The sequence below is a fragment of the Phocaeicola coprocola genome, assembly GCF_041333015.1.
GTDB classification, from domain to species: domain Bacteria; phylum Bacteroidota; class Bacteroidia; order Bacteroidales; family Bacteroidaceae; genus Phocaeicola; species Phocaeicola coprocola.
In genome coordinates this window covers 1,144,131-1,157,411 of record NZ_JBGKGM010000001.1, presented here as the reverse complement: position 1 = coordinate 1,157,411, position 13,281 = coordinate 1,144,131, and the positions used below count along the sequence as shown (strand labels likewise).

Below are 13,281 nucleotides of genomic sequence, written 5' to 3'. Positions count from 1 at the left end.
ATTTATGACCAACGGTAATATTGATTTTACAAAATCAAGCCAATATACATTATCCATCCGTCTTAGTACGGATGGATTTTCTTTTTCTGTCTATAACCCTTTAGAAGAATGTGATTTCTATTTTCAGACATTCGCTGTCAATACTCAACAGTCGATGGCTGCAAATGTTAAAGCTTTTCTAGCTCAAACAGCAGAGTTGAAATACACATATCGCCAGGTCAATATTCTTATTCATACTGCCCGTTATACCTCTGTCCCATTAGAATTATTCGAAGACGAGCAGATGGAAACTATCTTCTATCAAAACTTCCGCAAACAGAATAATGAAATAATACTATGCAACGTATTAGGAAAGAGCAATTTAGTCATTCTGTTTACGATAGACAAGTTAACACATTTGTTTCTGTCAGAACAACTTCCTAATGCCCGTTTTTTCTCTACAATAAGTCCACAAATAGAATATCTTACAAATCGTAGTAAACTGGGCAACAACAAGAAATTATATGCCAATATTCATGGGAATAGTATGGATACATTTGCCTTGGATAAGGGCAGATTACAATTGGCAAATTCTTATACAATAAACAATACTGGTGATTGCAGTTACTATTTGCTGAACATATGGAAACAATTAGGGTATGATCAGGAACATGATGAATTACATCTTACGGGAGACAATGTAGCTTATCGTCAGCAAGTACAAAACCAGCTTAAAGAATATCTTCGACGAATCTTTATTATTAATCCTCAAGCGGAATTCAATACGTCACACACTTCACGTATAGAAGATATTCCGTTTGACATACAAGCTTTACTTATATGCGAGTAATCAGTGGCATTTACAAACGGCGCCGCTTTGATGTCCCTCATACTTTCAAAGCTCGTCCGACAACCGATTTTGCAAAAGAAAATCTTTTCAATGTATTAAACAATTATATTGATTTTGAGGGAACGACAGTACTCGACCTTTTTGCCGGTACAGGTAGTATCAGTATAGAACTTGTTTCTCGCGGATGCGAACGCGTTATTTCAGTAGAGAAATATCCACAGCATCATGCCTTCATTTGCAAAGTAATGAATGAAGTAAAAACAGACAAATGTCTTCCTCTTCGTGGAGATGTATTTAAATACATAGAGAGATGCAATGAACAGTTCGATTTCATATTTGCAGATCCTCCATATGCTTTAAAAGAGCTGATAACAATACCTGATAAAATTTTTGAGTATAATCTATTGAAAGAAGACGGAATCTTCGTTCTGGAGCATGGAAAAGACCAAAATTTCGAGAACCATCCGCACTTCATAGAACATCGACATTATGGAAGTGTAAATTTCTCATTCTTCCGTTAATAAATAAAGAATATACAAACAGCCTTATCATTATCCTGAAAGATGGAACTGATAAGGCTGTTTTATGTGAATCACACGAAAAAACTGTGATAGTTTTTAATATCCTGCATTCATCTTACCCTTCTACAATAAAGGCGCTAATAAACGTACAACCGATTCCATTACTTTATTTTTCCACGAACGCTGTTCCCATATTTTACGTGATAACAACAGACAATGTTTTTGATCGTCCAAAAAGACATTTTTCAGCGTTTTTACAGTGTCCTTATCATAAAAAAAGACATTGGCTTCAAAGTTATGCTCAAAACTGCGGAAATCCATATTCGTCGATCCAACCGAAGCAAATTCGTCATCAGAAACCCACAGCTTAGAATGCAAGAAACCTTTCTTATATAAATAGACCTTCACTCCAGCCTTCATAAGCTCATCCAGATATGATAGAGAACCTTTATGCGTTATAAACGTATCAGCACGCTTAGGCAGCATAATACGTACATCTACACCTCCTAAAGCTGCTATCTGAAGAGCAGTCATGACTTCTTCCGTTGGAAGGAAATAGGGAGTTTCAACATAAAAATAATGCCGAGCACTACATACTGCTTTCATCAGCCCTTGCATAATCTCATGCCACTCTCCCACAGGATCGGACGTTACTACTTGTGCGATGGCACTTCCATTATCTTTCATCTTAGGGAAATACTCAGCAGACGTCAACAGAGTTCGGTCAATAGCAAACCAGTCTGTCAAAAAAGCGCTTTGCAAGCCATATACCCCTTTCCCCTCCATACGTACATGTGTATCTCTCCATATGCCCCAAGAGAAGCCTTTTATATATCGCTCTGCAATATTCATTCCTCCGATAAATCCGATACGACCATCAATAATGGCTATTTTCCGATGATTTCGATAATTTACTTTACTGGTGAATCGAGGGAAACGGACCTTTAAAAAGCTTTGCACTTCGATGCCTTCACACAGCATCTGGTCATAAAACATAGAGTCTACCCGCCAACATCCCACATCATCATATAATAAACGGATTTTCACCCCTTGTCTTGCTTTATCAATTAACAGATCACGCAATAAACGTCCAATAGCATCATCTTCAAATATGTAAAACTGTAAATGAATATGGTGCCGTGCCAAACTGATTTCATGCATTAAAGCCTGTAGCATGGAATAGCCATCTGTATAAATACTTACTGTATTTCCACCAAATGCCCATGCATTATTGACACGAGTGAAGAAGGACATTAAATGGCTTTTACCAATCTGCTCCTTCAACGATTCCTGAGCCTGATATTCAGCTAAAGGACGCTTATTCAACCTAGAGTATCCTTTACGGCTAATCAGCCTTTCTTTACGCGTATTTTGCCCGAAAAAGAAATAGAAAACAAGTCCTACTATTGGAAGAAAAAAAAGGACTAAAATCCACGCCATTGTTTTAACAGGATTACGATTATCCAAAATAACAATAAAAATCGTTGCTAATATTACAGCGAAATACAACACATTGAATATTGCCGAGAATAAATCATTGATAACAATCGTATCCATAAGAATCAGGTTTAAAACAAAAATACAAGAAAATCACTTGAAAAGCAAATCCCTAATCCATAGTTTACATTGCTTCGTTTTAAGTCCGTCTCCAGAACATCATAGAAATGGTAAAAAAAGCTGCTATACCGGGTCAGTAGAAATTTCGTGGGGATTATTTTTTATACTCGTAAAGTATTGCTTACTTCGCATTATGAAAAACGATTATTTGAACATGCTAGCCAGCCTCGTGTTGCCGGCTCAGATATTAGATTACTTTCTTATCTCTGGAGTTGAACAAACCTCTCAAGAGATTCATATTAGTCTGGATGAAAAGATGAATCCCAAGTTAAGCAATGACGAACATTTTGAATCCAAAGGTTTTATGGAAGCTGTTAATGTGACAGACTTTCCCATACGGGACCATAAGGTAATCCTCAAGATCAGACGTCGTCGTTGGACGGACTTGCGCGCAGGTAAAAGTTTCAGTATTCCCATCGACCTCGATGTTGTAGCCAAGGGAACCAGATACTCCAAAGAATTTGGGGCTTTTTTAAAAGAAACGTATGGAGACATCCCCAGTGACCTGCCGTACGCTTGAGGAATTCTATCATATAGATGGTCATACATTTGAAAAACAGTACAAGGAGGTCCTCAGCGGATATCGTAATTGGGAACAGTTATCCCATGCCGGTGAATGGATGCTGTTTCCGGAAAATATGGGACCGTATCTGGCGATTGACGAGACCTCACTCTCCAACGGTGAACTTTACACCTTTGTAACCAACCGTGATGCCTGTACGAGAGAGTGCTCCCTGGTAGCTGTCGTGGCAGGAACTAAATCAGAGGATGTAATAGCTGTACTGCAACGAATTGACGAAGAAATCCGTTATGCCGTTAAAGAAGTGACACTTGACCTTTCAGACTCCATGCGCAAGATTGTACGGACTGCATTTCCTGAAGCCAGCCGTGTAATAGACCGTTTTCACATTCAGAAATTAGCTTGTGATGCCGTGCAGGAATTACGCATCAAACACCGTTGGGATGCCATACAGCAGGCCAATGAGGAAATGGAAGAAGCTAAGCGGAAGAACGAAGATTATGTCCCATACCGATATTCCAATGGCGACACCCGTAGGGAATTACTTATACGCTCCCGGTATCTGCTTTTCAAGTCAGCTGATAAATGGACGGAAAAACAGAAGCAAAGGGCAGCAATCCTATTTGAGGAATACCCTGACATCAAAAAGGCATACGGTTTGTGCCATTCCCTGCGGATGATTTTCTCTAAGAACACCATAAAGGACGCTGCACGTTTGGCTATGGCACGATGGTATAATAAAGTAGAAGAAGCAGGGATGCATTCTTTTAATGTCATTGCTGCTACTTTCTATGAGCACTATGATGAAATACTGAATTTCTACAACCATCGTTCTTCAAATGCGATGGCAGAATCGTTAAATGCAAAAATTAAACTGTTCAGAGCAAATCTAAGAGGAGTAGCTGATAAGAAGTTCTTTTTATTCCGCATTGCGAAGCTATATGCGTATCCCCACTAAATTTCTACTGACCCGCTATACCTCTTGCGGATGCTGTCCGTATGGCTTCAGAAACTCCGGCAAAGCTAATCGGCATCGACTCGTCGAAGGGCACTCTCCAGAAGGGCAAGAGCCGGCGGCGTTTTTTCTGCCCTCATGCAAAAAAGAAAGCCCCGCGGCACTTGTGATGCTGCAGGGCTTCTCCTAAGACGGCGACTACCTACTCTCCCACTTGCGCAGTACCATCGGCGTGACGAAGCTTAACTTCTCTGTTCGGAATGGGAAGAGGTGGAACCTTCGTGCAATAGTCACCTGAATATCCTTTATGTATTCATGACTAACAAGCAGGTAATTCAAGCACTTCTCAAGAAGCTGAAAGTATATATCACCCATCCTTCCTGACAAGGAAAGCATACGGGCAATTAGTAATGCTCGGCTTTGGTATCTCTACCTTTACACCTGCATCCTATCAACGTCATCGTCTTTGACGACCCTGAGAAATCTAATCTTGTGGCCGGCTTCGTACTTAGATGCTTTCAGCACTTATCCGATCCCGACTTAGATACCCGGCGATGCACCTGGCGGCACAACCGGTAAACCAGAGGTCGGTCCAACACGGTCCTCTCGTACTAGTGTCAGAGCCACGCAAATTTCATACGCCCACGATAGATAGAGACCGAACTGTCTCACGACGTTCTGAACCCAGCTCGCGTGCCACTTTAATGGGCGAACAGCCCAACCCTTGGGACCTTCTCCAGCCCCAGGATGTGACGAGCCGACATCGAGGTGCCAAACCACTCCGTCGATATGAGCTCTTGGGAGGGATCAGCCTGTTATCCCCGGAGTACCTTTTATCCTTTGAGCGATGTCCCTTCCATACGGAAACACCGGATCACTATGCTCTAGTTTCCTACCTGCTCGACTTGTCTGTCTCCCAGTCAAGCGCCCTTCTGCCATTACACTCTGCGGACGGTTACCGATCGTCCTGAGGGCACCTTTAGAAGCCTCCGTTACGCTTTTGGAGGCGACCACCCCAGTCAAACTACCCACCAAGCAATGTCCTCTTACCAAGAGTTAGAATTCAAACAAACAAAGGGTCGTATTTCAACAGCGGCTCCACAAACACTGGCGTGACTGCTTCAAAGCCTCCGACCTATCCTACACATCGCGTGCCCAAATTCAATGCTAAGCTATAGTAAAGGTTCACGGGGTCTTTTCGTCCCATCGCGGGTAATCGGCATCTTCACCGATACTACAATTTCACTGGGCTCACGGTTGAGACAGCGTCCGGATCATTACACCATTCGTGCAGGTCGGAACTTACCCGACAAGGAATTTCGCTACCTTAGGACCGTTATAGTTACGGCCGCCGTTTACTGGGGCTTCAATTCAATGCTTCTCTTGCGATGACATCTCCTCTTAACCTTCCAGCACCGGGCAGGTGTCAGGCTGTATACTTCTACTTTCATATTCGCACAGCCCTGTGTTTTTGTTAAACAGTTGCCTGGACCTATTCTCTGCGCCCTCTCTTGCGAGGAGGGACCCTTTATCCCGAAGTTACAGGGTCAGTTTGCCTAGTTCCTTAACCGTGATTCACCCAAGCGCCTTAGTATATTCAACCCGACTACGTGTGTCCGTTTGCGGTACGGGTACCTCTGAAGTTATGTTTAGCGGATTTTCTCGGCAGTCTGATTACCTGCGCTGTTGGATTGTCCCGAAGGACGCTCCATACTGTCAAGTTCGGCTCTTTCCGTGGATTTGCCTGCGGAAATCAACGCCTACACTCTTTAACGGGCTATTCCGTCAGCCCGCGGCAGTGTCACTACTGCTTCCCCACGTCACCCTCAAAGGTAGTAACGGAATATTAACCGTTTCTGCCATCGGCCTCGCCGTTCGGCTGAGCCTTAGGACCCGACTGACCCTGATCCGATTAGCGTTGATCAGGAAACCTTAGTCTTTCGGCGAGGGGGTTTCTCACCCCCTTTATCGTTACTTATACCTACATTTGCTTTTCCATACGCTCCAGAATGGCTCACGCCACGCCTTCGACGCGGAATGGAATGCTCCCCTACCGATCATTGCTGATCCCACGGCTTCGGTAGACAACTTCATACCCGATTATTATCCACGCCCGATTCCTCGACTAGTGAGCTGTTACGCACTCTTTAAATGAATGGCTGCTTCCAAGCCAACATCCTAGCTGTCTTAGCAATCAGACTTCGTTAGTTTAACTTAGCTGTCATTTCGGGACCTTAGCCGGTGGTCCGGATTCTTCTCCTCTCGGGCACGGACCTTAGCACCCATGCCCTCACTCCTGCGGTAGAACTGATGCGCATTCGGAGTTTGTCAGGACTTGATAGGCGGTGAAGCCCTCGCATCCAATCAGTCGCTCTACCTCACATCAGTAACCCGCAAGGCTGCACCTAAATGCATTTCGGGGAGTACGAGCTATCTCCAAGTTTGATTAGCCTTTCACCCCTACCCTCAGCTCATCCAGAAGCTTTTCAACGCTTATTGGTGCGGACCTCCATCTGGTGTTACCCAGACTTCATCCTGGCCAAGGGTAGATCACTTGGTTTCGCGTCTGCCGCCGCTGACTTGACGCCCTGTTCAGACTCGCTTTCGCTTCGGCTGCGGGACTCATGTCCCTTAACCTTGCCAAAGACGGCAACTCGTAGGTTCATTATGCAAAAGGCACGCCGTCACACTTTCGTGCTCCGACCGCTTGTAGGCGCACGGTTTCAGGTACTATTTCACTCTTCTGTTCGAAGTGCTTTTCACCTTTCCCTCACGGTACTGGTCCACTATCGGTCTCTCGGGAGTATTTAGCCTTACCGGATGGTCCCGGCAGATTCACGCAGAATTCCTCGTGTTCCGCGCTACTCAGGATACCGCTATGCTTCGTCTTGCTTAGAATACCGGGCTGTCACCGTCTTCGGCCGAACTTTCCAGATCGTTCTTCTCGCAAAATTTCTTGCAACGACGCGGTCCTACAACCCCGTCCATGCCGTAACATGAACGGTTTGGGCTCTTCCCCGTTCGCTCGCCACTACTGGGGGAATCATTGTTATTTTCTTTTCCTGCAGGTACTAAGATGTTTCAGTTCCCTGCGTTAGCCTCCATCATTGATGGATGTTACCTCTTCAAGGTAACGGGTTGTCCCATTCGGAGATTCACGGATCAAGGGTTATTTGCACCTCCCCGTGACTTATCGCAGCTTATCACGTCCTTCATCGCCTCCGAGAGCCAAGGCATCCGCCATGCGCCCTTTCCTACTTTCCTTATCACGTGCACACTATATATTATAGTGCGGGATGATATATACTTTTAGCTTTCGTACTAAAATTACTTTTTGCTTGTTACATCATGTCATAGACCTATCTTTATGGTGGAGAATAACGGATTCGAACCGTTGACCCCCTGCGTGCAAAGCAGGTGCTCTAGCCAGCTGAGCTAATCCCCCGTTTTTTGCGGCTGCAAAGGTAAGCGTTTTCCTTCGTTACTGCAAATTTTTAAGGAAGTTTTTTTCTTCCTTCCTTTCGGGTAGTCCCAGGCAGAGTTGAACTGCCGACCTCTACATTATCAGTGTAGCGCTCTAACCAACTGAGCTATAGGACTAGCTTTTGTGATTCAGTTCAACCTAGTCTGTTACCGACTCGGCTTCATCTTTCTCTCTTCTATATCGTTAAACAAACTCCCATGCAGCACAAGGGACAAAACCCTTATTCAGGTCACGCTCCAGAAAGGAGGTGTTCCAGCCGCACCTTCCGGTACGGCTACCTTGTTACGACTTAGCCCCAATTACCGGTTTTACCCTAGGGCGCTCCTTGCGGTTACGCACTTCAGGTACCCCCGGCTTTCATGGCTTGACGGGCGGTGTGTACAAGGCCCGGGAACGTATTCACCGCGCCGTGGCTGATGCGCGATTACTAGCGAATCCAGCTTCGTGGAGTCGGGTTGCAGACTCCAGTCCGAACTGAGAGAGGTTTTGGGGATTGGCATCCCGTTGCCGGGTAGCAGCCTTCTGTACCTCCCATTGTAACACGTGTGTAGCCCCGGACGTAAGGGCCGTGCTGATTTGACGTCATCCCCACCTTCCTCACATCTTACGATGGCAGTCTGGCCAGAGTCCTCAGCTTAACCTGTTAGTAACTGACCACGAGGGTTGCGCTCGTTATGGCACTTAAGCCGACACCTCACGGCACGAGCTGACGACAACCATGCAGCACCTTCACAGACGCCTTGCGGCTTACAAGTTTCCTCGTAATTCGTCTGCAATTTAAGCCCGGGTAAGGTTCCTCGCGTATCATCGAATTAAACCACATGTTCCTCCGCTTGTGCGGGCCCCCGTCAATTCCTTTGAGTTTCACCGTTGCCGGCGTACTCCCCAGGTGGGATACTTAATGCTTTCGCTTGGCCGCTGACAGTATATCGCCAACAGCGAGTATCCATCGTTTACCGTGTGGACTACCAGGGTATCTAATCCTGTTTGATACCCACACTTTCGAGCATGAACGTCAGTTACAGTTTAGCAAGCTGCCTTCGCAATCGGGGTTCTTCGTGATATCTAAGCATTTCACCGCTACACCACGAATTCCGCCTGCCTCAACTGCACTCAAGGAAACCAGTATCAACTGCAATTTTACGGTTGAGCCGCAAACTTTCACAACTGACTTAATCTCCCGTCTGCGCTCCCTTTAAACCCAATAAATCCGGATAACGCTCGCATCCTCCGTATTACCGCGGCTGCTGGCACGGAGTTAGCCGATGCTTATTCATACGGTACATACAAAATCCTACACGTAGGAAACTTTATTCCCGTATAAAAGAAGTTTACAATCCGTAGGACCTTCATCCTTCACGCTACTTGGCTGGTTCAGGCTCTCGCCCATTGACCAATATTCCTCACTGCTGCCTCCCGTAGGAGTTTGGACCGTGTCTCAGTTCCAATGTGGGGGACCTTCCTCTCAGAACCCCTATCCATCGCAGGCTAGGTGGGCCGTTACCCCGCCTACCACCTAATGGAACGCATCCCCATCGTTTACCAATAAATCTTTAATGGTGCCATCATGCAATCTCACCATACTATCAGGTATTAATCTTTCTTTCGAAAGGCTATCCCTGAGTAAACGGAAGGTTGGATACGTGTTACTCACCCGTGCGCCGGTCGCCATCAAACTTAGCAAGCTAAGTTCATGCTGCCCCTCGACTTGCATGTGTTAAGCCTGTAGCTAGCGTTCATCCTGAGCCAGGATCAAACTCTTCATTGTAAAATATCTTTTTCACTCTTGCGAGTACTTTTTGTCTCTGTTCAGGTGACCGAATGTTTCTTGATTATTTAATCAGATTGACGGTTTTATCACTTCATCACGGATACACATTATATATATCACATGACTACTGCTTGTACTACATTTCGTTTGTTTATCCAAAGTCTTTCAAAGAACTATCTCTTATTTCTAAGCTTCCGTTTGTTAGCGAAAGCGTTTGCAAAGGTAAGAGGTTTTTTCTTAACCACCAAATTTTTTCGAAGTTTTTTCGAAAAAATTTTCCAGCGGTCAGAAACCGGAACCGCAAGCCCTTCTCGCTCCCTTAGCACCGCTAAGGTAAGATACAAGGCAACAACCGATAAACCGGAAACCTCACGTTCACTCTGTCAATGCTTCAGCGCGTTTCTCTCTCGAAAGCGGGTGCAAAATTACGCACTTTTTCGCAAACTCCAACTTTTACACGACTTTTTTTTGACCGTTTCCCAAAGTTTTTTCGTAAGACACTGGAAAACAGCTATGTTACGCGGCATATTTTTTTACCGGACGCAGAAGGAGGAGGAAAACATGCACAATAATATTTATTGCGCGGGCGGGCGCATGTGCGCGAAGGAAAACACACCGCATTATCCGCAAAAAGCGGCACAATGGAAAAACAACGCCTTCTCTTCATCAAAACAACGGCATGTTTTCACCTAAAATACACCTTCTTTTTTTAAAATTACAGCATATTTTTTTCAGCATAACGAACAGACTGATTATCAGTACCGACGGAAATACACAAAGCGGCACTGTTTCTTCACGTAAAAATATACCATTCATGTCCGATGAACATGCTATTTAAGAATCTCGTGTCGCTCTAAACCGGAACTCTATAAATAAACATGACGAGAGTCTCTTGAAACTTAGAAGGGAGAAGATATTTTTATAACAGTGTCTAAAAATCATACACCCTGTGTCAAATTATTAGACAGTCATTTAAAACTAGCATAAAGATAGCATACTGATTAACAACAAGTTAATATAATGGCACGCTGTTTGTATCATAAAAAGCAAACGGCTAATAGATTTATGAAAGAATTAAAAACAGATTTTACTTTTTAAAATAGGAACAAAAGATGTGAAACGTCTGATGAAATTTACACTCATCAGACGGAATGTAACCCATGAGAGTCCTATAAAAACTTAAAAATAACATAGCAACATCATGAAAACAATATTACGCAATCTATTTTATACGCTTAAACGTTTTCGGACAGCTTCCGTACTCAACTTGTTGGGATTATCAACAGCTTTTGCTGCCTTCATGCTGATTATGATGAAAGCGAGCTACGAATACAACTTTGATACGTGTTATCCAGACTCCGACCGCCTGGTCATGCTAAATTTTGGAGAAGAAAAAGATAATTCGATCACTTTACTTCCAAGAGGCCCAATCGATTTCCTCATCCAACAAGTACCCGGCATCGAATATGGAACCATCTACGCTCCCTGCTGGCAGAAACAAGCGTTCTGCACCAATCCTGAAAATCCGCAATATTTCTATGAAACTCCGTGGGCTGTGTACCCTGATTTCGGAAAAGTTATCGGACTACAGTTCGTAAAAGGAAGCGACAAGGATATGGATAAGCCTGAAAGCATCATTATATCGGAAAGCTATGCCCATAAACTTTTCCCAAAAGGTAACGCTTTGGGCTCCTATCTCTATACGGAAGGCAATACTGGACTGGTAGCAGGAATAGACAAGTTCAGAATATGTGGAATCTTCAAAGACCTTCCTGAAAACTGCCAATTTAAAAATGACATATTCATCCGGATGAGTGATTTCCAGAAAGATGACTGGGGAAGTATGAACTTTTTTGCCTTTTTCCGACTGAAACCGGGAGTAAGCGCAACTGATATCAACTCACAAATCGAAGCCAGTGGAGCCAATAAACGACTGAATATTGTAGACAAAGGAAATCAACGGCTTTATGTATTCCCCATCCAAAAACTCTATTATGACATGTCGGCATCCTATTACCTCAAAACAGGAAACCGCAATACAATGATTCTTCTCGTAAGTATCGGATTACTGATTATCATTATCGCTTGCATTAATCTTATCAATTTCAGTACCGCCCTAGCACCAGTTCGCATGCGCAGTATCAATACTCAAAAAGTATTGGGCAGCAGCAACTGGGAATTACGCCGTGCCTTAAGTACCGAATCAGTCGGCATCATCTTGATCAGCTGGTTCTTATCACTGGGCATTGTCGAAATACTCATACGCCTGAAGATGCTCACTTTTATGGGATTCACCCCTTCATTGATTACCTACTGGCACATTATAGGATACACCGGAATCATCGCATTGGTGACAGGCGTAATTGCCGGAGTCTATCCAGCATGGTACATGACTTCTTTCCCTCCGGCCCTCGTATTGAAAGGAAACTGTGCCCTAAGCGGAAGAGGCAAACGCCTCCGCATGTTCCTTATCGGTTTTCAGTATATCGTTTCATTTGTTCTGATTGTGACAGCCGGATTCATTTTCTTACAAAACCGCTTTATGCAGAATTATATATCAGGCATCGATAAAGACCAGATACTAGTTGCCTCTCTTCCACAAATGCCTTACCAAAGCTCCGAATACCGCAATTTTACAAATACTCTAAAAAGTTTTGCTGAAATAGACGACATAGCTTATGCCAAATCAAGTCTGGGCGGAGAAAACGGATATACTCAATATGCTTTCTTATATAAAGAAAAAATGTACGGACATTACTACATTGATGTCACAACAAATTTCTGTAAGGTAATGGGTATGAAAATAGTATCAGGAGAAGACTTTCTTCCCAGCGACTCTATTCTTCATAATGATTTAAACTTTATCGCAACTCAGGATTTACAGCAAAAAACCGGTATTCCGGCTGGCTCAACACTGGATTTCTTCGTCTGGGGCATGAATGTCAAGCTAAAAGGATACGTCAACAACGTACAGTTCACCTCGCTCCGTTCTGAAGCACTGCCCTATATATTCTGTCCAAACGGGAAATACAGTAGTGATATTTTGCCTTTCGCCTACATTCGCGTAAAAGCCGGAAGCAATATGAGGACAGCCTTGAAGCATATTCGCCAGACATTAGCCAAATGTTTTATCGGCTATCCTGTTGAAGTAAAATTCTATGATCAGGTATACAGCCAACTTTATCAGAAAGAAGCTGAGCAGCAACGGATGATCACCTTATTCAGCTTGCTTGCCATCCTTATCTCACTGGTAGGAGTTTTCGGTCTTATCATCTTTGAAGCAGAACAGCGCCGCAAAGAAATCGGCATCCGAAAAGTATATGGAGCTCACACCTATCAAATTCTCTGGATATTCGGGCAATCGTATCTCACACTATCAATAGTCAGCTCCATTATTGCAACCCCGATAGCTTGGTATATCGTATCCAAGTGGCTGGAACAATTTACCGAACGAATAGACATCACACCGTGGATGTTCATTCTTACCTGCATCATTATCAGCCTCATCACACTGATAACCATCACTATACAGAATTACCGTGCTGCAACAAGTAACCCGATAAAAAACTTAAAAACAGAATAAC

Annotated in this window: 7 protein-coding genes, 2 tRNA genes, 3 rRNA genes and 1 pseudogene; 7 read left to right on the top strand and 6 right to left on the bottom strand. The window is 43.9% G+C overall.

Going from position 1 to position 13,281, the window contains the following annotated elements; genetic code table 11:
* Positions 1-4: 4 nt before the first annotated feature.
* Both ACDG22_RS04850 and ACDG22_RS04845 read left to right on the top strand, forming a co-directional pair.
* Positions 5-829: a DUF3822 family protein gene (locus ACDG22_RS04850; protein ID WP_007568440.1), complete on the top strand. Its 825-nt coding sequence runs from the start codon at positions 5-7 to the stop codon at positions 827-829.
* Positions 820-1,350 carry an RsmD family RNA methyltransferase gene (locus ACDG22_RS04845; protein ID WP_270230737.1) on the top strand — a complete coding sequence of 177 codons (531 nt, stop codon included), beginning with the start codon at positions 820-822 and terminating at the stop codon, positions 1,348-1,350. Before ACDG22_RS04850 ends, ACDG22_RS04845 begins: the two co-directional genes overlap by 10 nt.
* A gap of 123 nt (positions 1,351-1,473) precedes the next feature.
* On the opposite strand, the gene cls is transcribed toward ACDG22_RS04845, so the two are convergent.
* Positions 1,474-2,907 carry a cardiolipin synthase gene (gene cls / locus ACDG22_RS04840; protein WP_270230738.1) on the bottom strand — a complete coding sequence of 478 codons (1,434 nt, stop codon included), beginning with the start codon at positions 2,905-2,907 and terminating at the stop codon, positions 1,474-1,476.
* Between the two features lie 193 nt (positions 2,908-3,100).
* On the opposite strand from cls, the gene ACDG22_RS04835 reads away from it, so the two are divergent.
* The 3 genes and pseudogenes from ACDG22_RS04835 to ACDG22_RS04825 all read left to right on the top strand — a co-directional run.
* A complete protein-coding gene (locus ACDG22_RS04835; protein ID WP_007569446.1) occupies positions 3,101-3,487 on the top strand; it encodes an ISAon1 family transposase N-terminal region protein in 387 nt (128 codons plus the stop codon).
* Complete coding sequence (locus ACDG22_RS04830; protein WP_370858798.1) at positions 3,453-4,445, top strand: ISAon1 family transposase; 993 nt, start codon at positions 3,453-3,455, stop codon at positions 4,443-4,445. Before ACDG22_RS04835 ends, ACDG22_RS04830 begins: the two co-directional genes overlap by 35 nt.
* 17 nt (positions 4,446-4,462) lie before the next feature.
* Positions 4,463-4,555 (top strand): annotated as a pseudogene (locus tag ACDG22_RS04825) (amidohydrolase family protein); the annotation flags it as partial.
* A 76-nt stretch (positions 4,556-4,631) separates the two neighbouring features.
* Here the strand turns inward: ACDG22_RS04825 and rrf are convergent.
* The 5 genes from rrf to ACDG22_RS04800 form a co-directional block, all read right to left on the bottom strand.
* Positions 4,632-4,740 (bottom strand): 5S ribosomal RNA (gene rrf / locus ACDG22_RS04820).
* 86 nt (positions 4,741-4,826) lie between these two features.
* Positions 4,827-7,706, bottom strand: a 23S ribosomal RNA gene (locus ACDG22_RS04815).
* 104 nt (positions 7,707-7,810) lie between these two features.
* Positions 7,811-7,887: transfer RNA gene (locus ACDG22_RS04810), tRNA-Ala, on the bottom strand.
* An 81-nt stretch (positions 7,888-7,968) separates the two neighbouring features.
* Positions 7,969-8,042 (bottom strand) — tRNA-Ile (locus ACDG22_RS04805).
* Between the two features lie 124 nt (positions 8,043-8,166).
* Positions 8,167-9,694 (bottom strand): 16S ribosomal RNA (locus tag ACDG22_RS04800).
* Together the 16S, 23S and 5S rRNA genes with 2 tRNA genes alongside form the textbook arrangement of a ribosomal RNA operon.
* Before the next feature lie 516 nt (positions 9,695-10,210).
* Here ACDG22_RS04800 and ACDG22_RS04795 point away from each other — a divergent pair.
* Positions 10,211-10,390 carry a hypothetical protein gene (locus ACDG22_RS04795; RefSeq protein ID WP_370858797.1) on the top strand — a complete coding sequence of 60 codons (180 nt, stop codon included), beginning with the start codon at positions 10,211-10,213 and terminating at the stop codon, positions 10,388-10,390.
* 508 nt (positions 10,391-10,898) lie between these two features.
* Complete coding sequence (locus ACDG22_RS04790; protein WP_007568303.1) at positions 10,899-13,280, top strand: ABC transporter permease; 2,382 nt, start codon at positions 10,899-10,901, stop codon at positions 13,278-13,280.
* The last annotated feature ends 1 nt before the right edge of the window (position 13,281 follow it).